The following is a 22,233-nucleotide window of genomic DNA, read 5'->3' on the forward strand; positions in this document are numbered from 1 at the left end:
TGAAACTCGAAGAGGCCCTTCCCGTACATGTCCGAGATCAATCCGCTGAATCCTGAAGTCGCCAACGAAGAAGCTGTCGCCACCCACCTCCCCCAGGAATCCGAAGCCAGCGTCACCGTAGGCGAGGAAGCCCCTTCCGAGTCATCCATCTCCTTCGAAGACGAGCTCGCCGCCTACGAACGCGAGAACGTTCGCCGCCCCGTCTCTGACGACGGCGCTCGCTCCAACCAGATCAACGGAATCGTCGTCAGCATCACCGCCGACGCCGTCCTCGTCGACATCGGATACAAGACCGAAGGCACTCTCCCACTCTCCGTCTTCGGCGAGAAGCCGCCCGCCATCGGCGACAAGCTCCTCGTCACCAGCAAGGGCCGCAACGAAGAGGGCTACTACGACCTCTCGCTGCAGCGCGTAGCCCAGCCCAAGGACATCTCCTCGCTCGAAGCCGCCTTCGCCGCCGGTTCGACGATCCCCGGCACTGTAACCGCTGCCGTCAAGGGCGGCCTCTCGGTCGACATCGGCGTTCGCGCCTTCATGCCCGGCTCGCGCAGCGGCGCACGTGACGCAGCCGATCTCGAAAAGCTCGTCGGGACCGAGATCCTCTGTCGCATCATCAAGTTAGAGAAGGAAGAGGATGAAAAGGTTGATATCGTAGTTGACCGCCGCGTCGTCCTCGAAGAAGAAGCGGCTGGCCTCAAAACCCGTCGCTACTCTGAGCTCGCCGAAGGCAACATCGTCTCCGGCACCGTCCGCAGCCTCATGGACTTCGGCGCATTCGTCGAGATCGGCGGCGTCGACGGTCTCCTCCACATCTCCGACATCTCCTGGACCCGCATCGCCAACCCCTCCGACGTCCTCACCGCCGGCCAGCAGATCGAAGTCAAGATTCTCAAGATCGATCCTGCCACCAAGCGCATCGGCCTAGGCCTCAAGCAGCTTCAGCCCCATCCCTGGGATGCCGTCCCCGGAACTTACACCGTCGGCGAGCGCATTACGGGCACCGTAACCCGCCTCACCGACTTCGGTGCCTTCGTGGAACTCTCCCCCGGCGTCGAGGGGATGATCCACGTCTCCGAGATGTCCTGGGCCAAGAAGGTCCGCAAGCCAGAGGACATGCTAAAGCTCGGCGACACCGTCGAGGCGGTCATCCTCGCCATCGACACCGCCGCTCAACGCATTGGCCTCGGCCTCAAGCAGACCCTCGGCGACCCGTGGGCCGACGCCCCGGCAAAGTTCCCTGTCGGCTCGACCGTCACCGGCCCCGTCTCCTCGCTCACCAAGTTCGGTGCGTTCATCACGCTCGCCGACGGCATCGAGGGCATGGTCCACGTCTCCGAGATCCTAGCCGAGAAGCGCGTCGAACGCCCGCAGGACGTCCTCCGCACCGGCCAGGTTGTTCAAGCTAAGGTACTCGAAGTCGACGCGACCAAGCGCCAGCTCAAGCTGAGCATGAAGCAGCTCATCCCCACCGGCCTTGACGAGTATCTCGCAGAACACAAACCCGGTGACACGGTCACGGCCCGCATCGTCAAGCTCGACAGCACCAGCGCCCGCATCGAGCTCGGCGAGGGCATCTTCGCCACATGCACACTCAAGGCCGCCGAGCCGGTCGTCGAGGAACCGAAGGCGACCGGAGCAGTCGACCTCTCCGCCTTCAGCTCCATGCTCAAAGACAAGTGGAAGGGCGGCTCCTCCACCACGAAGCCAAAGTCCGAGACCCCACAACAAGGCCAGATCCGCAACTTCCGCATCACGGCGATCGATCCGGAGAGCAAGACGATTGCCGTAGAACTTGTGAGTTAGCCGATCTATGTATCTTTATCTGCGAGGACCAGTCGCTCAAGTTTGTCCTCTTTCAGATTGGGAATGGCCGGATTCTTTGGGTTGTAGTGGACCTGAATCTTCTTGTCTTTTAAGGCGCTCACGAAGTGAGTTGCTGAATCCTCGCGAAGAAAGCTACGCGTGTACTCGCCCGATTGGTACTCGTTAACGAAGTAGGAATAAGCGATAACTCCATACTTGCCGAGATCTCGCCCCTTACCTTCGATAACTTTAGCCTGCTGCACCCGACCTTCGACCACGCACCAGTCATCGCCGGGCGTCCTCTTCCACTTACGAAACGCAAACGCGAAAAAGATGATGCCTAGAGTGCAGATAGGCACCACGGCGGAATAGAGCTTCTCGAGCAGCCACATCGAATCGTTGGAGTTCGTACTCATTAGAAAATCCTCGGGATTCGAACTTAATTCTGGCGACCAGTATTATCGGTCGCCAGAATAGCATCGAGAACCCCTGCCGCCGGATACTCTGCAGAAAATCACGCCAGCTTCCCGCCGCAGTCCTCGCAGAACTTCGCCGTCGGCCCTGAGACATGTCCGCAAGCGGCGCACGCCCTCGGGACTGGCGGAGCCGTGGGAGCTCCACACCCCGGGCAGAACTTGCCTCCACTCAGCGCCTCGCCACACGATGTGCAATGCGCAACCGCCGCAGATGCAGGGACGGTACTCCAGGGAGTCTGCGTCGGCACAGGAGTTGCCTCCTGCGATGTCCACTGATCTGAAGCAGGAGCTGAAGGCATTGCCTGAGCCGCGCTCTGTACTGGCAACTGAGGGCTGGGTGCCGGAGGATTGAAGCGGATCTGGGCGTCGGCGCTCATATCGACACCCGAGACGTAGTCCGTTCCCCGCGCCTTCTCGTACATCTGTTCGCGTGTGGCGGTTATCTGAGCCTGCGTCCGCAGCGAGATGGCTTCCTGCTCGTACTTGGGGGTGCATCCGGTGCACTGCGACGCCTGCGTGTTCCAGCAGACCTCCGCGCACACCCACTCCCCGCAACGCTGGCAGCGGTGGAACTTCTCTTTGACCTCGGTGACTGCCTGTTGCAGAGCGCGGTCATGTGCCGGACCGCCGATAGCGCGCTGGATCTCGTAGCTGCTGTTTCCGGCGCTTCCCAGAAAGCCGCCGAAGATGCTTCCCGCAGCCTGCAACAGTCCACCCGCTGTGCCGATCAGCGACGCCTCGTACGACGACATATATCCGTTGCCGCAGTGGTCGCAGCGAAATTCGAACTGATATCCACGATCGGTCGAGTGGTCGCTGTAGTTCCGTACAAACTCAATCATTGCCATAGCCGCAGTTGGCCCCTTTTGCAGAATTCAACTCGTATAAGTCCCAGAGTTTACTACGCAAGTGATTCTGCCTGAAGAATCGAAGCCAGTTACGGATAGAGCCTCATCTTGTTCCACCTACTTCCGTCTCGCTCAAATAAGATCCGGTCGTGAAGCCGGTCCGGCCCATCCTGCCAGAACTCAATCCTCTCGGGAATCACCAGAAATCCTCGCCAATGCTCCGGCCGCGGAATCGTTCCCGGGTACTGTACCGCAAGCCCCGCAGCCTTCTCTTCTAACTCAGAGCGGCTCGCCAGCGGACGGCTCTGTTGCGAGGCCACCGCCCCAATCTGACTCCGCCGTGACCGGCTATGGAAGTATTCGTCTGAGTCTGCCACTGAAACCGGTTCGACCGGTCCCTCCACCCGCACCTGTCTCCGCATGCTCTTCCAATGAAAGCAGAGCGCCGCGTGGGGATTCGCTTTCAACTCCTGCCCCTTCTGGCTCTGCTCGTTCGTATAGAAAGTGAATCCCTTCTCATCGACCTTCTTCATGAGAACCATCCTCACGGAGGGCCGCCCCTCCGCCGTCGCCGTAGCCAGCGACATCGCGTTCGGATCGTTCACCTCGCTCGCCTTCGCCAACTCGAACCATGTCTCGAACAGGACGATCGGATCGACTGCATCTACTGCATCAAACTCTGCCATAACCACCTGCCACCCTTCAGCCTACAGAACTGCTCTGTCGCATGGGTGTCCAACTTTGCCCAGCATCGCAGCATGAAAAACGGCCACGGAATCTTCCGTGGCCGCCACATCCCTTAAGAGATATCAGCCTTCGTCGGCTGAAGGCCCGTAGATCGACGGCACCGGGCAATCGTTCAGCCGAAGATACATCCCAAGCTGCGCCCGGTGGTGAATCATGTGGTTGAAGAAGAGGTTTCGGATAACGAGATAGCGCGGATCGGAGAAGATGATGTGCTCGCCAGCCCGCAGGGTAAAGCGCTCATCCAGCGCCTCATCGGATGCCGCAGCCAGATTCGCCCGGGCCGTCGACGCCAGCGCGTCGAAGTGCTTCAAGCGCTCCGCGCCATTCGCCGGTGGAGCGGAGGGCTCGCGCGGCTGCGCCATATCGACCTCGGTGTACGCCAGAATCCGCGTCACATGAGCCGGTATGTCCGCCGTGTGATTCGCCAGCTTCACGAACGACATCGACTTCTCATGCGGCTTGTACTCGCACTTTTCGTCCGGCAGACGCTCCAGCATCTTTCGCGTCCGGGCTATCTCGCTGTCGAACTCAACCAGCAGCACCTTCTTCAGTTCCATGATGCGAACCTCTTCTAGAAGCCCATGATGTTGTAGCCGCAGTCGACGTACATCACCTCGCCCGTGATGCCCGATGCCAGCGGCGAAGCGAGGAAGAGCGCCGCGCCACCGACTTCACTCTGCTCGACGTTGCGATGCAGCGGTGCCCGCTCAGCGTGCGAATCGAGCATCTTCTGCAGATCGCCGATGCCACGGGCGGCCAGCGTCTTGATCGGCCCTGCCGAGATCGCGTTCACGCGAATCCCCTTCGTGCCAAGCGAGCTTGCCAGGTAACGCACCGTAGCTTCGAGCGCGGCCTTGGCTACGCCCATGACGTTGTACTTCGGCACAACCTTCTCCGCGCCGTAGTAGGTCAGCGTCAGGATCGATCCCCCCTCAGTCATCAGAGGCACAGCCGCGCGGCTCACCGCAACCAGCGTGTAGACGCTGACGTCGTGGGCAATACGGAACGCCTCGCGCGAGGTCTCGATGAAGTCGTTGTGGATCGCCTCTGCCGGCGCAAACGCGACAGCGTGGACAAGATGGTGGATCGTCCCATAGGTCTCTTTTATTGCGATGAAGGTCGCATCGATCTGCTCGTCCGACGAGAGGTCGCACATAAACGTCTTCGCCGGACCACCTGCGCCCTCAAGGCCCGCAGCCAACTCCTCAGCATCGCGCCGCAGCCGCTCATTCTGGTAACAGATCGCCAGCGTCGCGCCGGCCTCCGACAACTTCTGCGCGATCGCGTATGCGATGCTGCGCTTGTTGGCCAGGCCAAACACCACGGCCACCTTGCCTGTCATATCAATCATCGAACTTCCCTTCCTTCATCGTGTGAAACGCAACCGTAAGCATAGCAGTTAGGCACCACTCAAAGCCCCGAGCCACAACTGCGTGCCCCATTCATCGCAGTCTTATCGCGATGAGTGGGACAGCCACAAACGCTCAGCCCTTCGCCGGACTCACCAGCCAGTCATACTGATCCTCGGTAATCGGCACCACCGACAGCCGGAACTGCCGGAACATGATCGAATCCGTGAACACCGAAGCCGCCCGAATCTCCGCCAGTTCCTTCGCCACCTTGAACTTCTTCACCGGCTTGATGACGACCTTGGGATTCTTCGGATCGCTGGCATCGACGCTCGCCACCTTCGCCGTTCCCACCGCCGCTTTGCCGATGTTCGAGTGATAAATCACCAGCTTCTCGCCCTTCTTCATCCCGCGCAGATATAGCAGCGCCTGATTGTTAGCAATTCCGTCCCACACCGTCTCGCCATCGCGTTCGAGGTCATCGTAGGAATATTTATTCGGCTCTGTCTTCAACAGAAATGGCATCGTTCGTCGTGCTCCTTCAATTTATTGTCTAGCCACCAAGGTCAATCAGCCGCACTTCATCAATCGGCTGCCCAAGAAATCCAGCGCCCAGCCTCTGAAACTTCTCCACGGAATCCGTCGCATAAAACTCGAGCTTCGCCACGCCTGACAAATGACCGGCAACGTTGCCAAACCTCGCAGCGATCATCTCGGCCGTAGCCATCGCCGTTGCCCGCGCCGAATCGACAATCTCCATCGGGTGTCCCAGTCGCTCCGCCGCCTCGCGTATTGCCGCTTGAATCAAAGGATAGTGCGTACACCCCAGCAGCAACGCCGCCGAATCCGGCGCCTGCGCAAGCGCCTCCGACAGATAGATCTTCAGCACCTCGTCCATCACGTGATGCGACGTCCATCCCTCTTCCACCAGCGGCACCAGCAGCGGACAAGCCTTCTCGTAAGCCTTCAACCCCAAAGCGTTGAGTTCCGCCGTATAGGCTCCAGACTGCACCGTCGCCGCTGTTGCCAGCACCAGGACATCGCCCGCTCCCGTCGCCAGCGCCGCCTTCGCTCCCGGCTCAATCACGCCGACTACCGGGATCGTCATTGCCTCCTGAATATCCGGAAGCGCCATCGCCGTCGCCGTATTGCACGCAATCACCAGCAGGTCCGAGCCCTGATCGGCAAGAAACCGCGAACTCTCCACCGCATACCGGCTGATCGTCTTCTGCGACTTCGATCCATACGGCAGCCGAGCTGTATCGCCAAGGTAGATCGAGTCCGCCTCCGGCAGCAGCTTCAGTAGTTCGCGGAGGACCGTCAATCCCCCAAAACCCGAGTCGAAGACCCCGACCTTCAGTCTTCGTGCAGAAGAAAATTGTGACATTTCAAGAGAAGAATCCAGAGAATCGCAGCCTCGTTCCGCGGTTCCTCTATCTTACTTCGGCTCATTGCTAAGGAGCCGGCTGAAGATCGCCAGGCCCGGCCGTCGTGTCCACAGCCGGATACAGCCGGCCGAGATCGACATGCCCGGCCACTGTCTCCCGCCTCTTCCCGTCCACCACAAACCTCACCGTGGCAATCTCCGGGAAGTTCGCGTGCAACGTTCCCAGCATCGACAGCAGGCTCAGCATCTCCGTCTCGACTCCCGATGGATGCTGGTCGATAAAGCTTCCCCGCAGATTGATCACCGCCATCTCGCCCTCATCTGCTCCCGTTGAACCCTCCGCCAGCGGCAACCGAACCAGGAACACATCGTCGACCGCCGCTCCGCCAGCCAGCGGATGGTCAGACCTGGGCAGAGCATACTCGGCCATCAATCGCCCCAGAAGCGCCTTCGCCCTCCCGATGTCTCATCAGGCAAAGCCAACTGGCGCTGAACAGCCGTAATCGTTCCATCGCGATCGCTCGCCAGGTCGAGCGTGGCAGAGATCTCATGGGCATGAGGCGGCGCAACAAGGGGAGTCGCATCCACAGTGGCAAGCCATCGTTTGCGCACCCTTTCCCGCTCATAAAATAGGAAGAGCGCCATCATTACGATGCTCGCAAGAAGGCCATAGAACAAAGCACGCTGGTATCGTGGAATCAAAGACCAGCCCCCATAGAGTCCGCCGGCTGCGCCTGGTTCCGCCAAAGCTGCAGGCTTGCGGCGATCGCCTCCGCCAACCTCTGCTGATATCCCCCGTCGGTAACCGGAGTCGCCTTGGCCCCCTCTCCGCTAAGAGCTCCAACTTCGATCGAGATCGCTGGGCAAGTGAGATTGTCGAGCGGTCGCATCATCACACGCATCATCGTCGCCGGAATCCCGGCCCGCGTCAGTGCCGTCCCAATCTGATTTGCGAGCAGTCCGCTCTGTGCAACATAAGCTTCCTGGGCGCGGCCCCACGGCACGCCTGTCCGAGCTTCCTCTCTGGGACGGTTCGCAGCTCGCATCACCGACGACCTCAGCGCTGAGGTCCCAACGAGCACACCCTTCGTACTACTCGACGCATGGACTACCACGCATGCAACTGCATTCGACCGGTTTGCCACCTCCGCCCTGTGGTCCAGACTTCCCCCATCTGCTTCTCCGTCCCGCGTCATAACGACATGAAAACCATCGGCCGTTAGCAACACCCGAAGCCTCTCCGCCACGGTCAGGGTCACATCCTTCTCGGCAACCTGTTCCCCGATCTGCGCCCCGCCATCAATACCTCCATGAGCCGCATCGAGCACGATAGTGCTTCGGTCAAGGTTCGCAGCTTGCGAGCCCGCAGGCTGGGCCACAAAGGCCGCCATTAAGCAGATCATCGCGGCACCCACACCTCTTCCGTTGCCCACGCATACCTCGCTGGCGAGCTCTGCTTAGAAGTCAGCCCGCCCAGCGGAGACTCGCAATCGCATCTCCATCACAGAAACCGGGCGATCCAACGGAAACGGCCCCTGGCATCGCTGCCAGAGGCCGTTCTTAGAGACATCGCAACATGTTAGTCGAGCGCGTAGATCGCCAATCCGCTCAACAGCTTGGGATAAAAGTCGGTCGACTTCTGCGGCATCACATCGCCAGACAATGAGATGTCCCGCAACTGGTCCAGCGTAATCGGCTTGATGAGAAACGCCACATCCGCCTCTCCGCTCTTCACCTGCCCCAAAGCCTCATCCGCCTCGCGAATGTAACGGACATTTCCTAGCTTCGTGATCGTCTCCTGGTTCAATCCCAGCAGGCGGTCGAGCACCACCAGGTGAAGCTGCACCACATCCAGCTTCGCCTGGCGCGGCGATATGCCTCCCAGTGCCGCGGCGACCGCATCTGGCTTGGCCTTGAACAAATAGGAGCCCGCCGCCGTTGCCGCGATAAAGGCAACGCCCTCCAAGGGCTTCAAAATATTAAGGTCAACCTCCGCGAGCCGCGTCACGTCGAAGAACTCCGCCGCCTTGGCCGCGAACGCCTCGCCGGAGAAGTCCTGCAGACCATGCACCACCCGGTGAGTCGGCAGAATCGTGATTCCCGGCGCATCCATGTTCACGAACGTCATCATCATCGCCGCTTCCGGAAACGGCGGTGCCGGCAACTGGCTTGGCGCGAGTCGCTCGTCCTCATCCGCAGGCTGGTTCAGCGGCAGCTTCAACTGCGCCGACCGCTCCTTCGCGTAGGCAACGCTGGTCTCGTAGCGGTGATGTCCATCCGCGATGATCAGCTTCTTGTCCGCCATCGCCGTAAGGATAAGGTTGATCAGGTTCGGGTCGGTGAGCTTCCAGACGCGATGTACAACGCCGTACTCATCCGTGATGGAGAGATCGGCGGGAGCCGTCTTCTCTCCGCCCTTGCCGGTACCACCAAATATCAGCTTCTCCGCCGTAAACGCCGGATCGGAGTAGAGCATGTAGATCTGCTCGCAATACGTCCGCGTCGCCTTGAAGAGGCTCATCCGATCAGACTTATGCTTGGGAAAGGTCTGCTCGTGCCGGTAGACGACCTTGTCCACATAGTCATAGAGATGACCCAGGGCGATGAACCCACGGCGTTCGCGAGTCTCCTCGGTATGCGGAACCTTGTAGGTCTGCGAGTATCCGTAGATCGCCGGCTCAGACTCTTCCGCCAGCACATGGTCGTTACGCCATTGCTTCAGATATCTAGCAGCCCGCGTGTAAACGTTGTCCCGCTCGCTATCGTCAGGCTCATGCTTGCCCAGGATCACGCGCACCAGGTTGTAGGGACTGGCGTCGTAGTAGTGCTGCTGCATCGCCGGCGTGATCTTGTCGTACGGCTGGGTCACCACGTCTTCCATATGGACGCGGGAGGGATCGTAGCGAAGTGCGCGAAAAGGATAGATACGGGCCATGCTTGGGTCGTTTACTCCATCAGTAGTTTTCTTGATTGTACGAGCTTTACGTTACAGTTCGCGTATCCGGCCGCTCGCATAGCACCTTGGTGGCATCCGATTCCTCGCGGCCAACGTAAGCCATAATGAACCCGTCCGATCCGAATATCGCCCGCATTCGCCGATGGTTACATCTTCGTGACATCTGCGGATGAAGAAAAGGTCTAGAGTATCAGCTACTGGAAAGCGTCTAGAACGCTTTCCTTACGTTTGAGATGGATCCCGTCAACGACAATCAGGGAGTATTGTCATGAAATACCTCACATCAGGCCCACGATTCTTGATTGCCGCAGCATCCACCGCTGCCTGGCACCTGCTGTTCCTGCTGTTTGTCGCGCTTCTCGGCACGGGCATCTCTGCCGCCCAGGAGAATCCCCTGGATGCCCCGAATACTCCGATCGGTACTCCGGCGAAGCCCGCGCAACCGACGGTTGCACCAACACCGCCCCCCGCCACTCCCGGTTCACCCCGCAGGAACTCCCCGATTCGGGTTGAAGCAAACCTCGTCCTCGTCCCGATGACTGTCACTGACCCCATGAATCGGCTCGTTACCGGTCTGGAGAAAGAGAACTTCAACGTCTTCGACAACAATCAGGGACAGGTCATCAAGACTTTCTCGACCGAGGACGCCCCAGTCACCATCGGCATCGTCTTCGATCTCTCCGGCAGTATGACCTCCAAGTTTGCCCGCGCCCGCAAAGCTCTCTCCGAGTTCATGCGTACCTGCAATCCGCAGGATGAATTCTTCGTCGTCGGCTTCAACGATCGCCCCGCCGTCATCGTCGACTACACCTCCGATGTCGACGACGTCGAGGCCCGCATGGTCATGCTGAAGCCCGAAAATCGGACTGCCTTGATTGATGCAGTCTATTTAGGGGTAAGTAAACTGCGCGACGCCAAGTACGATCGCAAAGCCCTGCTCATCATCTCCGACGGCGGCGACAACCGCAGCCGCTACTCCGAAGGCGAGCTTCGCCGCATCGTCCGCGAGTCCGACGTCCAGATCTACTCCATCGGCATCTTCGACGTGGACGCCTCCACCATCGAAGAGCAGACCGGCCCCATTCTCCTCACCGACATCTGCGAGCTAACCGGTGGCCGTCTCTTCCGCATCACAGACATGGGCGACATGGGCGACATTGCCACCCGCATCAGCGCCGAACTCCGCAACGAGTACGTCATCGGCTACCGCCCTTCCGAGGTAAAGAAAGATGGAAACTGGCGAAAATTGAAGGTGCGACTGCTGCCCCCGCCCGGACTTCCTATCCTCGACGTGCATTATCGTCAGGGATACTATGCACCTTCGCAGTAAACCGATAGCATAGGACGAAGTCGTGCCACTTGACCTCTTCCAACCGGCAACCAGGTCCATCCGGGCTCCCCTTGCGACTCAACTCCAGTCGATGACACCATCTGCTCGCTTCTCGACTCCCTTGGTCTGGTCGATTCTGCTGACCTCCGCCGCGCTTCTGCATGGCCAGACGCCTCAGCCAACCCAGCCCGTTCAGAGCCCTCCGCCCGCTCAAGGCCAACCGTCGCTTACGGTGGATCGCGACCCGGCCCCTTCGCCGGACCCTGACCCTGCACCCGGCTCAGTCAACCAGACGGCTCCTCAGTCCTCGCAAGGCGTCATCACCAGGGGCTCTGGCGGAAAGTATGTCCTGCGCCAGGACACCTACGAAGTCCGCCTCAACGCCACCGTCCTGGACGGCTCCGGCCGCTCTATCCTCGATCTCAACAAGGACGCCTTTCACGTCTACGAAGACGGCGTGCCACAGACCATAGCGTCCTTCCGCCACGAAGACCTTCCCGTATCCCTCGGGATCCTGATCGACAGCTCCGGATCGATGTACGACAAGCGCGCCGCCGTAAACCAGGCCGCCCTCGATCTGGTGAAGCTCTCGAATCCTGACGACGAAGCGTTCCTGGTCGACTTCTCCTGGGAAGCATTTATCGACCAGGATTTCACCTCAGACACCGCGAAGCTCCAACAGGGTCTCGGCCTCATTAAGTCCAGCGGAGGTACCGCCGTCTACGACGCACTCGTCGCCTCCGCCGACTATCTCTCGAAGAACGCCAAGCGGCCCAAGCAGGTCCTTCTCGTCGTGACCGACGGCGAAGACAACGCCTCCAGCGCCACCCTCGAAGACGCGATCCGCCGCATTCAGGACCTCGACGGCCCGGTCATCTATTGCGTCGGCCTGCTCTTCGGCCCCGACACCGATAAGAACGAAGTCCGTCATGCCCGCCGCGTCCTTGAGGCTCTCTCCGAGCAGACCGGAGGCGTCGCCTACTTCCCGAAGAACATCAAGGAAGTCGATGCCATCGCTGCCGAAGTGGCCCACGACATCCGCACCCAGTACACCCTCGCGTATCGTTCCACCAAGTCGCCCACGCTCGGCGGCTATCGTCAGATCCACGTCGACGCGAAGGAAAAGGGATACGGCAAGCTACAAGTTCGCACGCGTAGCGGCTACTTTCCCAAGACGGATAAGACCGACAAGCCAGACGCGGCAGCAGGCGCTGCCAACTAGCAAGACGCCAGGCAATGTAGAGTACCAGGTGACCAGGGATCAAGGATCGGCGCTCCCATCCACTCAGCATTACCGCATGGATGGGACTAATTCCCTTTGCTCAGTACAGACCAAGTGTGCACGAGCCAACACTTATGGTGCTTCTTTGCATCTATAAGTCAGAGGTCACAAAGTTATTTCGGCTGATTCCTCTATCCCTTCTCAAGCGAGCGCTTATTGACTTTGATCGCTGACCACGTCGACGAGCAGCCGAAAGAAAGCCCATGGCGCGAGCGCGTCCGCGCGCTGAGGAACATGCCTCCTGTCCTGAAGATTCTCTGGGACTCCGGACCCGGCGTCGTTTCGGCCGGCCTCATACTTCGTGTCATCGTTGCGACTCTCCCCTTTGCACTCGCCAAAGTAGCTCAGTACATCATCCAAGACATCGCAGACAAGGTAGCCCGCCACCAGGATCTTCCCGCCAACTTCTGGTACCTCGTGGGAACAGAAGTCGGATTGAATGTGCTTCTCGGATTGTTGACCCGCGCAGTCGACTACTCCGACTCGCTGCTCGCCAACCGCTACACCCAGTACGTTAGCGTTCGCGTCATGGAGCAGGCCGCCCGCCTCGACCTCACCACCTACGAGAACCCGATCTTTTACGACCGCCTCGAGCGCGCTCGCGTCCAGGCGACCGACCGCCTCGCGATGATCCAGCAACTGGGCCGCCTCTTCCAGCAGGTCATCACCACGCTGGCCTTCTCCGCCGCCCTCGCCGTCGCCTCCCCCTGGCTGGTCCTTCTCCTCGCGCTGGGCGTCCTGCCGTCTTTCCTTGGCGAGACCCACTACGCCTTCCTCGGCTACGCCAAGAACTTCCGCCAGACCACCGCGAAGCGCCAGATGGACTATCTCCGCACGGTAGCCGGAAGCCGCGAAGGCGCCAAGGAAGTAAAACTCTTCGGCCTCAATAAGTTCTTCACCGACCGCTTCCAGGCCCTCGCTCACGCGATCTACGTGGAAGACACGGCACTCGCCAGTTCCAAGCTGATCGTCGGCGGCCTGCTGGGAATCATCGGGACACTCGGCTACTACGGCGCTTACGTCTACGTCATCTATCGCACGCTCAACGGCCGCTACGACATCGGAGAGTTCACCTTCCTCACCACCTCCATCCAGCAGGCCAGCTCCAACCTGCAGCAAGTCTTCTCCACCGCCAGCGGCATCGCCGACCAAGCGCTTTTTCTCACCGACCTCCTCGCCTTCTTCGAGATGGAGCCGACCGTCAAGTCCAAGCCCAACGGCCTTCCCGCGCCGGAAGTCATCCATCAAGGCTTCGAGTTCCGCAACGTCTCATTCTCCTACGCCGGCAGCGACCGCAAGATCCTCAGCAACTTCAACCTGAAGCTGTCACCGGGCGAACGGATCGCCCTGATCGGCGAGAACGGCCAGGGAAAGACCACGGTCGTCAAACTCATCACCCGGCTCTACGATCCCACCGAAGGCCAGATCCTCCTCGACGGCATCGACCTCCGCGAGTATGACCTCGCAGACCTCCACCGCCAGATCGGCGTCATCTTCCAGGACTTCATGCGCTTCGAGATGACCGCCAAGGAAAACATCGCCGTGGGCCGCGTCGAGAAGAACTACGAAGACGGCGAGATCGAGATCGCCGCGCACAAGAGCCTCGCCGATACCGTCGTCGCCAAGCTCGGCGGCGGCTACGACCAGATGCTCGGACGCCGCTTCGAAGGCGGCGTAGAACTCTCGGGCGGCGAATGGCAGAAGATCGCCCTCGCCCGCGCTTATCTCCGCGACGCCCAGTTGCTCATCCTCGACGAACCCACCGCCGCACTCGACGCCAAAAGTGAGCTCGAGGTCTTCGAACGATTCGCCGAACTCACCCAGGGCAAGATGGCCCTGCTCATCTCTCATCGATTCTCCACCGTCCGCATGGCCGACCGCATCGTCGTCCTGTCAGGCGGTAAGCTGGTGGAACAAGGAAACCATAAGAGCTTGATGGAAGAGGGCGGCCTCTACGCCTCCATGTTCGAGATGCAGGCCGCCAGCTACCGTTGACCCGCTTTTGTTTGTCATTCCCGAAGGGAATCTGCGTTTGCAGTTGCTCTTCCCCGTCATTCTGACTCTGAGCCTGCCGAAGAGGAAGAATCCCCGCACTAGTCGTTTCATGTTCCACCTCGTCCGTCTCAACCAGGAAGGATTTAGTCATGGCCATCACAGACGACACCTTGATCTCGCAAGAACAAGCCCCCCACTCGACCGTACCCGACATCGAGATCCCAACCGAGGGCCTGCCAGAAGCTCCTTCGGTCTCGGACGAGGTCCTGCGCGCCAACGCCGCGACGCTGATCAGCCGCTGGCAGCCGCTTCCAAAGGCAGTCTCGTCCGAAGGTCTGAAGCTTCGCCTCAAGGCCCTCTCCGACCGCCTCAAGGCCCGCCTCACCGCCGCCAAGGCCATTGCGAACACCAAGGAACTCACACCCCAGCTTGAACTCCTCGAGAGCAGCCGCATGTTCGAGGCGGCCATTATCTCCGCCAACGCTGCCAGCGACAAATTCGCCTCCATTCAGAAAATCCAGCTCCCCGATGGCTCAGAGCTCCCTCGAATCGTAAATCTCGCGGAGAACTATCTCGCGACAGCCGATGGCATCTGGTCCCCAGCCTCGCTCTCCGTCTACACAGCTGAGGCGCAGCAACACGATCCCCTGTCTCTCGATGAAGTCCGGCTTCTTCCGGAAGCCCTCAAGCTCGCCCAGCTTGAATACATCCTCGATCGCGCCGATGAGACTTTCGCCGCTCCCACGATGCCGCCTATCGAGGAGTCGCCCTTCTCTGCCCCCATCCACAGCCTCCGCCGCCTAAACCAATACGAATGGCGCAAGCTCCTCGAATCGATCCTCAAGTTCGACGCCGTTTTGCGGCAAGACCCCACCGGCATCTTCGCCCGCATGGAAGATGAGACCCGCGCTTCGTACCATGAGCGTGTCGCATCGCTCGCCGCCCGCGCCGACAAGAGCGAACTCGAGACCGCGCAGACCGCGCTCAACATGGCCGCTCGGTCCGCGCAACGAAAAAGTCCGGATCCCCAAACGGCATTCCGCGTCTCCCACATCGGCTACTATCTCTTCGCCGAAGGTCTACCCGAACTCCGCAAACAGATCGGTTACCACCCGCCCTTTATGCAGGCCCTCCGCGACGGCCTCCGCCGCTACAACGAGGACTTCTACATCCTCGGCATCTTCACGCTCTCGGTCCTGCTCATAGCGGCGCTCATCCTTCCGCTCGTTCCACACCACGACTTCGCCGCCGTCATCTTCGCTCTCCTGCTGGCGCTACTTCCTGCAACCCAGGGCGGCGTCGACCTCATCAACTCCACCGTCTCCGCACTGCTTCACGCCGAAGCGCTTCCCAAGGTCGACTTCTCCAAGGGCATCCCCGACGAAGCTCGCACCATGGTCGTCGTGCCATCGCTGCTGCTCAACGAGGCCCAGGTACGCGATCTCTTCGAAGAGCTTGAGGCTCGTTATCTCTCGAATCAGGATCCAAACCTTCACTTCGGTCTTCTTACCGATCTCGCCGACTCGGCAGCCCGTCCGTTCGACGAAGACAAGAACATCCTCGTCAACCTCGCTGTCCGCCTCATCGATGAACTCAACGAGAAGTACGCCCGCGAAGTCGGCGGCAAGTTCGTCATGCTCCACCGCCATCGTGTCTTCAACGCGCGCCAGGGAGTCTGGATGGGATGGGAGCGCAAGCGCGGGAAGCTGCTTGACCTGAATAAGTATCTCCTCAACGTCGAAGATGCCTTCCCCATCAAAGCCGGGCCGACAGAACTCCTCAAGGGCATCCGCTACGTCATAACGCTGGACTCCGACACGCAACTTCCGCGCGGTACCGCTGCTCGCATGTCCGGCACACTGGCTCATCCACTCAACCAGGCCATCATCGATCCTCGCTCTCGCATCGTCACCGCCGGTTACGGAATTCTCCAGCCCCGCGTTGGCGTCTCCGTCTCCTCAGCATCACGCTCACGCCTCGCCGCTCTCTACTCCGGAGAAACCGGCTTTGACATCTACACCCGCGCCGTCTCCGACGTGTATCAAGACCTCTTCGGCGAAGGCATCTTCGCGGGCAAGGGCATCTACGACGTGGCCGTCCTCCACCAGGTCCTCGATCGCCGCTTCCCCCGCAACGCCCTCCTGTCTCACGATCTGATTGAGGGCGCTTACGTTCGCGCCGGTCTCGTCACCGACATTGAGATCATCGACGACTACCCCTCGCACTACTCCGCCCACACCCGCCGCAAACACCGCTGGCTGCGCGGCGACTGGCAGATCGCGCAGTGGCTCTTCGGCCGCGTCCCGAACGAAGACAACCGCATGGTCGCCAACCCGATCAGCACCATCTCGCGCTGGAAGATCTTCGACAACCTCCGCCGTTCCCTCGTCGAACCGGTTACGTTTCTCCTGCTGATCTGCGGCTGGTTCTTCCTGACCGGAGGCCCTCGTTACTGGACCACCGCAACCCTCATCCTGCTTCTGCTGCCTAACTTTGTTCAGCTTGGCTTCGGTCTCGGCCGCGCCGCTCTGAAGATGAGCATTCCCACGGCACGCGACGGAATCGCGGCCTTCTGGGCCTCCTGCGGAATTACGCTGCTGAACCTTATCTTCCTGCCGCACCACATGCTGCTCTCATTGGACGCGATCATTCGTTCGCTCAATCGCAAGTTCGTCTCCGGCAAACACATGCTGGAATGGGAGACGGCCGCCCAGTCGGAGTCTGGCAGCAAGAAGACCCACCTGGATTTTTACCTGCGGATGTCGCCGGTGCTTGCGCTTGCCTTTGGAGCCATCATCTTTCTTGCGCATCGTAACGCTCTGCTTCCCGCCGCTCCTATTCTCTTGCTCTGGGCGATCGCTCCTTTGGTGTCACGCTGGCTGAACTCATCACCCACACGGATCGAAAAGCCTCTCACCGCCGCCGACACCACTTTCCTTCGTCAGCAGGCGCTTCTGCTCTGGCGCTACTATGCAGAGTTCGGTGACGAGAAGAACCACTGGCTAATCCCCGACAACGTTGAAGAGAAGGACACGCTTCAAGTTCTCAAGCTCTCGCCCACCAACCTCGGCATGCTCTTCAACGCGCGTCAGGCCGCGTACGAGTTCGGCTTCATCACGTTGCCGGAGTACGCATCGGCGTCTCTCGGCACGCTCTCCACCTACGATCGTCTCGAAAAGAACCACGGTCATATCTACAACTGGTACGACATCGAAACCCTCTCCGCGATTCCTCCGTTCACGGTGTCCGCCGTTGATAGCGGCAACCTTGCTGCGGGCCTCTATACGCTCCACGCCGGCGCCGTCGATCTGCTCAAGCGGTCCATCCTCTCGCCTGCTTCATTCGCGGGCATCCACCTCATGCAGGACTGGGTGGCAGGCTCGAACACCCATAAGACGCACAAGCGTGAAGAGGCCAATCCGCTCCGCGCTCTCACGCAGGAACTTTTTGAAACATCGATTCCTTCTGGCTCCGGAGAGACCGTATGGATCGCCGCCGAGTGCAATCGCCGAATTCTCGCCCTCCGCAACTTCATCGAGAACTACGCTCCGTGGCGTCTGCCGGAGTTCGAGCCACTCTTCGAGTCCGCCTCTCTCGGCACCGAGATCGATTCGAAGTCGCCCGCACTAGAGAACGCCGCCGCCTACGCTCTGACCATCCAGGCTAAGCTCGAGGAGGCCTGCTGCAACTTCGCGCCCGAATCGCCCCTCGGCGGCCTTGCCACCAAGTTGAAGACGCTTATCTCCGCAGCCGACCGGAATCTCCGCACGCTGCACGGTGAGATGCTTGCCGTCGCGACACAGGCACAGGCGCATGCTGAGGCCATGGAGTACGGTTTCCTCCTCGTCGAAGATCGTCAACTCCTCTCCATCGGCTACGACGGCCCTACCGAGAAGCTCCACTCGGCCTGCTACGACCTCCTTGCCTCGGAGGCACGCATTGCCAGCTTCCTCGCCGTCGCCAAGGGTGACATCCCGCAGCAGTCATGGTTCCGGCTTGATCGCTCGCATGTGCTGGTGAAAGGCCGCGCCTGCCTGCTCTCCTGGACCGGCACCATGTTCGAGTACATGATGCCCGCGTTGTGGATGAAGACCTTCCCCAACACCCTCATCTATCGCTCACTCGAATCAGCCGTACAGATCCAGCGCGACCACGTCAAAAAGTTCCCTGGGCACATGCCGTGGGGCATCTCCGAATCGGGCTTCGCCGAGACAGACTCGATCGGACGATACGGCTATCAGGCATGGGGCATTCCCTCCCTCGCTCTGAAGTACGGCGCAGAAGACGGCCCTGTCATAGCGCCCTACGCAACCTTCCTTGCGCTGCCCATCCTGCGCGGCGAAGCTATCGCCAACCTCCGCCGCATGGCCACACAAGGCTGGGTCGGAGCCTATGGCTTCTACGAGGCGGCGGACTACACGGCAGGCCGCGAGCCTCAACTCGTGAAGTCATGGATGGCCCATCACCAGGGTATGTCGCTGCTCGCGCTCACCAATCTCCTTTGCGATAACATCTTCCAGCGCTGGTTCCACGCCAACCCACGCGTCAAAGCGTCAGAGCTTCTCCTCCATGAGAAATCTCTAAGCAAGGACACGCTGAAGTCGCTGAAGGAACGCCAGATCACCGCGGCTTAATCAAGTCAGCACGAACCTACGATCCCCCATCCATTCGCGGCCTCACCGCGAATGGATGGGATGCGATAATTCTCCTGCCGTAATCCTTGCCTCTTCCCAGCCGATAACGTCTCCATGGGGAGCCCGTCGGCAGCGATTGCACAATTCGATCAACGCCTAACGCCCCCTTCCATCGAGCCCGCTCTCGTGCCAGCAGAAGATCCACGCGCCGGAAAGCATCTCGTCTTCCGCCTCGCCACCGAAGACTTTGCCATCCGCGTCGCCAGCGTGCAGGAGATCCTCGGCATCATGGAGATCACCTCCGTCCCGCAGACGGTGCCCTCCGTAAAGGGCGTCATCAATCTACGCGGCCGTGTCATTCCCGTCATCGATCTCCGCCTTAGGCTTGGCTTCCCCGCGCAAGCCTACTCGAAACAAACCTGCATCGTCGTCATTCGGACCCGCTTTGGCGACTCCGACCGCTTTACTGGCGTCATCGTCGACGAGGTCTCCGAGGTCGTCAACATCGTCGCGGGCGACATCCAGGACACGCCGGACTTCGGTATTTCAACTCCTTCCCCCTATCTGCTCGGAATGGCACGCACTAACGATAAAGTCAGAATCCTTCTCGACATCGAACAAGTGCTCAGGAGTCACGGCCCTATAACAGGACAGCCATGATGCCCGCAGATCTGACACCGGACGATCTCGATCTTCAAACGCAGGAGCCCGGCGACATGAGCGCCTACACCGCCGACCCTGCCATGCTTGCCGACTTCATCGTCGAGGTCCGTGAGCACCTCAACTCCATCGAAGAAAAGATCCTCCACATCGAGAGCACCGGCGCGGACTCCGGCGACATCGACGCCGCCTTCCGAGCCTTCCATACGATCAAGGGACTAGCTGGCTTCCTCGAACTCTCCGACATTCAGCAGGTTGCGCATGAAGTAGAGACGCTCCTCGATCTCGGCCGCTCCGGAAAACTCTCTTCACTCTCCTCGATCGCCGATGCCGTCCTGCAATCGATGGACTTCATCCGCGGCGAGACCGACCGACTCGAGTTCGTAGCAACCTCTGACGGATCCGCCCCCGGAGCTGCTAGGACTCTCGTATCAACAGACACGATCATTCAGAAGATTCGCGCCACTGTTTCCTCATCGCAGGAGAACAAGGAAGAAGATCAGCCGTCTGAAGTGGAAGATACGCCCTCCGCGCATGACGTCCCATTGTCCGAGACCCAGACCACTTCTGCGAAGAAAGAGTCCACCCGCAACTCTTCCATCCGCGTCGAGACCGCGAAGCTTGATCACCTGATGAACCTGATCGGCGAACTCGTCATCGCCCAGACTCTCGTCAGCCACAGCCCAAAGCTGCTTGGCCTACAGGACTCTCGCCTCACCGGCGACCTCGCGCTGCTCACCCGCGTCACCACGGAAGTCCAGCGCATCACCACCAGCATGCGCATGGTTCCCATCGGGACACAGTTTCACCGCACCGCGCGCCTCATCCGCGACCTCTCTCGCCAGGTCGGCAAGCAGATCTCCCTGTCCACCCTAGGCGAAGAGACCGAGCTCGACAAGACCATAGCCGAAGAGCTCGCGGACCCCTTGCTACACATGGTCCGCAACTCCATCGATCACGGCATCGAGACACCCGAACAGCGCATCGCCGCCGGTAAGGATCCCTGTGCGTCTATCCGCCTCGCCGCCTATCACAACGCTGGCCAGATCGTGATCCAGGTCTCCGACGATGGGCGCGGCCTTGATCGCACTCGCATCCTCGCGAAAGCAACGGAGCGAGGCCTCGTGCGGCCTGGAGCTCAGCTAACCGACACCGAAGTCTATCTCCTCATCTTCGAACCCGGCTTCTCCACCGCCGAGGCCGTCACTGGCCTCTCCGGTCGTGGCGTCGGGATGGATGTCGTCAAGAAGCACGTCGAAAAACTCCGCGGCCGCATCGACATCCAGTCCGAGCAAGGCAAAGGGGCCACGTTCTTCCTCCGCCTTCCACTCACGCTCGCCATCATCGAGGGCCTCGTCGTCTGCGTCGGAGACAACCGCTACATCGTCCCCATGTTCTCCATCCTCGAGATCCTGCGACCCGATGAGCCGTCCCTCTCGACCGTGCAAGGCAGAGGCGAGATGGCCACCGTGCGTGGCATCCTTCTGCCCATCGTGCGTTTGCACGAACGATTCAATCTCGCACTCAGCACACGGCAACTCACCGAAGGCATGTTGATTGTCTCGCAGAGCGATGGCAAACGTTTCTGCCTCTTCGTCGACGATGTGCTCGGCAAACAAGAGGTCGTCATCAAGACCCTCGGTACAACCTTCAAAGACGTCGCTGGTCTCGCGGGATGCGCTGTCCTTTCCGATGGCCGCGTAGGCCTCATCCTCGATGTCCACGCCATCTACCGCACCCCGCCCATACAAGCCTTCGCGCACTTACCCGTTCAAGCATCCGCGGCGTCTGCCGATAACCACACCCAAGGGGTGGATTGAGATGAGGGATACCGTTCTGATCGTCGACGACTCGGCGATGATGCGAAAGATTGTGCTGCGCGCCCTCTCCGTCGCCGGCCTGGAGTTCAACTCCGTCCTCGAAGCCGCCGATGGCAATGAAGGCCTCGAAGTCCTCAAGGCGAACAAGGTTCAGCTCATCATGTGCGACATCAACATGCCCGGCATGAACGGCCTGGAGATGCTGCGCGAGATGCGCTCCAAAGGCATCGGCGCAGGCATCCCCGTGGTCATGGTCACTACGGAGAGCTCCGCCGAACGCGTACGCGAGGCCGTCGCCGCCGGTGCCAGCGGATACATTCGCAAACCCTTCTCGCCGGAACAGGTCAAGCTGAAGGTCATCCCTCTACTCGCCGCTTAGACTTATAAGAACGCCGTTGAGGAAGCTCTGATGACGCGACCCGAACCCGCCGTACCGGCCACGGAACTCTTCAGTCACGACAACCTTCTGCGGATGGACGAGACGGTGAAAGAGGTTTTCGGCACCATGCTGGGCATGGACGTTGCCACTCGCCCATGCCCACTCTGCGAGGAAGACTGCGTCCACGGCCCGCACACCGCGCACATCGGATTTGAAGGCGTCATCTCCGGCCACTGCGAGATCCATCTCAGCCGCAACGCCTCCGCAGCCATTGCCAGCGCGATGCTCGGCGGCGTTGAAGTCGACTCCCAAAGCGATGCCGTGTGCGATGCCGTAGGCGAGCTCTGCAACATGCTCGCCGGCGGCTGGAAAGACCGGCTCCCCAGCCTCTCTGCGGAATGCCACATCACCGTTCCGGTCAGGAGCTGCGACCTTCATAAGCATGACCCCGGCACCGAACCTTTGCCCGCCACAGCGGAACTTCAGGTTAGCCATCGCTCCTACACCTTCGGCGGCCATCATTTGCTCGAACTCACGCTGGCGCGAGCACGCTAGCCGAATCCCTCG

20 protein-coding genes are annotated in these 22,233 nt (G+C 60.3%); 9 read left to right on the plus strand and 11 right to left on the minus strand.

Features of this window, described 5'->3' with window-relative positions; translation table 11 throughout:
• Positions 1 to 27 precede the first annotated feature (27 nt).
• On the plus strand, positions 28 to 1,803 hold the full coding sequence (locus HDF16_RS21685) for a S1 RNA-binding domain-containing protein (protein ID WP_184221560.1): 1,776 nt from the start codon (positions 28 to 30) through the stop codon (positions 1,801 to 1,803).
• A 5-nt stretch (positions 1,804 to 1,808) separates the two neighbouring features.
• On the opposite strand, the gene HDF16_RS21690 is transcribed toward HDF16_RS21685, so the two are convergent.
• From HDF16_RS21690 to HDF16_RS21735, 11 genes are all read right to left on the minus strand, one after another.
• Positions 1,809 to 2,219 carry a hypothetical protein gene (locus tag HDF16_RS21690; protein ID WP_184221562.1) on the minus strand — a complete coding sequence of 137 codons (411 nt, stop codon included), beginning with the start codon at positions 2,217 to 2,219 and terminating at the stop codon, positions 1,809 to 1,811.
• Positions 2,220 to 2,317: 98 nt separating this feature from the next.
• Positions 2,318 to 3,121: a zinc ribbon domain-containing protein gene (locus tag HDF16_RS21695; RefSeq protein WP_221312994.1), complete on the minus strand. Its 804-nt coding sequence runs from the start codon at positions 3,119 to 3,121 to the stop codon at positions 2,318 to 2,320.
• 95 nt (positions 3,122 to 3,216) lie between these two features.
• Entirely contained in the window at positions 3,217 to 3,813 is a 597-nt protein-coding gene (pdxH, locus tag HDF16_RS21700; protein WP_184221566.1) for a pyridoxamine 5'-phosphate oxidase, read from the minus strand.
• Positions 3,814 to 3,936: 123 nt separating this feature from the next.
• Positions 3,937 to 4,431 carry a DinB family protein gene (locus tag HDF16_RS21705; RefSeq protein WP_184221568.1) on the minus strand — a complete coding sequence of 165 codons (495 nt, stop codon included), beginning with the start codon at positions 4,429 to 4,431 and terminating at the stop codon, positions 3,937 to 3,939.
• Between the two features lie 14 nt (positions 4,432 to 4,445).
• Positions 4,446 to 5,225, minus strand: coding sequence for an enoyl-ACP reductase FabI (locus HDF16_RS21710; RefSeq protein WP_184221570.1), 780 nt, complete (start codon positions 5,223 to 5,225; stop codon positions 4,446 to 4,448).
• A gap of 133 nt (positions 5,226 to 5,358) precedes the next feature.
• Entirely contained in the window at positions 5,359 to 5,748 is a 390-nt protein-coding gene (locus tag HDF16_RS21715; RefSeq protein ID WP_184221572.1) for an EVE domain-containing protein, read from the minus strand.
• Positions 5,749 to 5,776: 28 nt separating this feature from the next.
• Entirely contained in the window at positions 5,777 to 6,610 is an 834-nt protein-coding gene (gene murI / locus HDF16_RS21720; protein ID WP_184221574.1) for a glutamate racemase, read from the minus strand.
• Positions 6,611 to 6,677: 67 nt separating this feature from the next.
• Entirely contained in the window at positions 6,678 to 7,040 is a 363-nt protein-coding gene (locus HDF16_RS30830; RefSeq protein ID WP_246409622.1) for a GerMN domain-containing protein, read from the minus strand.
• Entirely contained in the window at positions 7,040 to 7,222 is a 183-nt protein-coding gene (locus tag HDF16_RS30835; RefSeq protein WP_246409625.1) for a hypothetical protein, read from the minus strand. The genes HDF16_RS30830 and HDF16_RS30835 overlap by 1 nt, the downstream gene beginning before the upstream one ends.
• Positions 7,223 to 7,308: 86 nt before the next feature.
• Positions 7,309 to 8,043, minus strand: a complete 735-nt coding sequence (locus HDF16_RS21730; protein WP_221312995.1) for an N-acetylmuramoyl-L-alanine amidase family protein — start codon at positions 8,041 to 8,043, stop codon at positions 7,309 to 7,311.
• Positions 8,044 to 8,189: 146 nt separating this feature from the next.
• Positions 8,190 to 9,545, minus strand: a complete 1,356-nt coding sequence (locus HDF16_RS21735; RefSeq protein WP_184221578.1) for a DUF1015 domain-containing protein — start codon at positions 9,543 to 9,545, stop codon at positions 8,190 to 8,192.
• A gap of 289 nt (positions 9,546 to 9,834) precedes the next feature.
• Here HDF16_RS21735 and HDF16_RS21740 point away from each other — a divergent pair, with 289 nt between their 5' ends.
• From HDF16_RS21740 to HDF16_RS21775, 8 genes are all read left to right on the plus strand, one after another.
• Positions 9,835 to 10,896: a VWA domain-containing protein gene (locus HDF16_RS21740; protein ID WP_184221580.1), complete on the plus strand. Its 1,062-nt coding sequence runs from the start codon at positions 9,835 to 9,837 to the stop codon at positions 10,894 to 10,896.
• Between the two features lie 22 nt (positions 10,897 to 10,918).
• The gene (locus HDF16_RS21745; RefSeq protein WP_348641387.1) at positions 10,919 to 12,118 is read left to right on the plus strand and encodes a VWA domain-containing protein; all 1,200 of its coding nucleotides are present in this window, start codon (positions 10,919 to 10,921) and stop codon (positions 12,116 to 12,118) included.
• Positions 12,119 to 12,334: 216 nt separating this feature from the next.
• Positions 12,335 to 14,173, plus strand: coding sequence for an ABC transporter ATP-binding protein (locus HDF16_RS21750; RefSeq protein WP_246409628.1), 1,839 nt, complete (start codon positions 12,335 to 12,337; stop codon positions 14,171 to 14,173).
• A 149-nt stretch (positions 14,174 to 14,322) separates the two neighbouring features.
• Positions 14,323 to 18,807 carry a glucoamylase family protein gene (locus HDF16_RS21755; protein ID WP_184221584.1) on the plus strand — a complete coding sequence of 1,495 codons (4,485 nt, stop codon included), beginning with the start codon at positions 14,323 to 14,325 and terminating at the stop codon, positions 18,805 to 18,807.
• 186 nt (positions 18,808 to 18,993) lie between these two features.
• Complete coding sequence (locus tag HDF16_RS21760; RefSeq protein WP_348641388.1) at positions 18,994 to 19,467, plus strand: chemotaxis protein CheW; 474 nt, start codon at positions 18,994 to 18,996, stop codon at positions 19,465 to 19,467.
• Complete coding sequence (locus tag HDF16_RS21765) at positions 19,464 to 21,287, plus strand: chemotaxis protein CheA (RefSeq protein WP_184221588.1); 1,824 nt, start codon at positions 19,464 to 19,466, stop codon at positions 21,285 to 21,287. Before HDF16_RS21760 ends, HDF16_RS21765 begins: the two co-directional genes overlap by 4 nt.
• Position 21,288: 1 nt before the next feature.
• Positions 21,289 to 21,666 (plus strand): response regulator, encoded by a 378-nt coding sequence (locus HDF16_RS21770; protein ID WP_184221590.1) that lies wholly within the window; start codon positions 21,289 to 21,291, stop codon positions 21,664 to 21,666.
• A 30-nt stretch (positions 21,667 to 21,696) separates the two neighbouring features.
• Positions 21,697 to 22,221, plus strand: a complete 525-nt coding sequence (locus HDF16_RS21775) for a chemotaxis protein CheX (protein WP_184221592.1) — start codon at positions 21,697 to 21,699, stop codon at positions 22,219 to 22,221.
• Positions 22,222 to 22,233 lie beyond the last annotated feature (12 nt).

The sequence above is a fragment of the Granulicella aggregans genome, from assembly GCF_014203275.1.
GTDB lineage: Bacteria > Acidobacteriota > Terriglobia > Terriglobales > Acidobacteriaceae > Edaphobacter.

Excerpts from the sequence above, each read along its gene's own strand:
- HDF16_RS21690 (WP_184221562.1), bottom strand. The coding sequence starts at position 2,219 with ATGAGTACGAACTCCAACGATTCGATGTGGCTGCTCGAGAAGCTCTAT.
- HDF16_RS21775 (WP_184221592.1), top strand. The coding sequence starts at position 21,697 with ATGACGCGACCCGAACCCGCCGTACCGGCCACGGAACTCTTCAGTCAC.
- pdxH (WP_184221566.1), bottom strand. The coding sequence starts at position 3,813 with ATGGCAGAGTTTGATGCAGTAGATGCAGTCGATCCGATCGTCCTGTTC.
- HDF16_RS21735 (WP_184221578.1), bottom strand. The coding sequence starts at position 9,545 with ATGGCCCGTATCTATCCTTTTCGCGCACTTCGCTACGATCCCTCCCGC.
- HDF16_RS21740 (WP_184221580.1), top strand. The coding sequence starts at position 9,835 with ATGAAATACCTCACATCAGGCCCACGATTCTTGATTGCCGCAGCATCC.
- HDF16_RS21685 (WP_184221560.1), top strand. The coding sequence starts at position 28 with ATGTCCGAGATCAATCCGCTGAATCCTGAAGTCGCCAACGAAGAAGCT.
- HDF16_RS21695 (WP_221312994.1), bottom strand. The coding sequence starts at position 3,121 with ATGATTGAGTTTGTACGGAACTACAGCGACCACTCGACCGATCGTGGA.
- HDF16_RS21765 (WP_184221588.1), top strand. The coding sequence starts at position 19,464 with ATGATGCCCGCAGATCTGACACCGGACGATCTCGATCTTCAAACGCAG.
- HDF16_RS21705 (WP_184221568.1), bottom strand. The coding sequence starts at position 4,431 with ATGGAACTGAAGAAGGTGCTGCTGGTTGAGTTCGACAGCGAGATAGCC.
- HDF16_RS21770 (WP_184221590.1), top strand. The coding sequence starts at position 21,289 with ATGAGGGATACCGTTCTGATCGTCGACGACTCGGCGATGATGCGAAAG.
- HDF16_RS21710 (WP_184221570.1), bottom strand. The coding sequence starts at position 5,225 with ATGATTGATATGACAGGCAAGGTGGCCGTGGTGTTTGGCCTGGCCAAC.
- HDF16_RS30830 (WP_246409622.1), bottom strand. The coding sequence starts at position 7,040 with ATGGCCGAGTATGCTCTGCCCAGGTCTGACCATCCGCTGGCTGGCGGA.
- HDF16_RS21715 (WP_184221572.1), bottom strand. The coding sequence starts at position 5,748 with ATGCCATTTCTGTTGAAGACAGAGCCGAATAAATATTCCTACGATGAC.
- HDF16_RS21755 (WP_184221584.1), top strand. The coding sequence starts at position 14,323 with ATGGCCATCACAGACGACACCTTGATCTCGCAAGAACAAGCCCCCCAC.
- murI (WP_184221574.1), bottom strand. The coding sequence starts at position 6,610 with ATGTCACAATTTTCTTCTGCACGAAGACTGAAGGTCGGGGTCTTCGAC.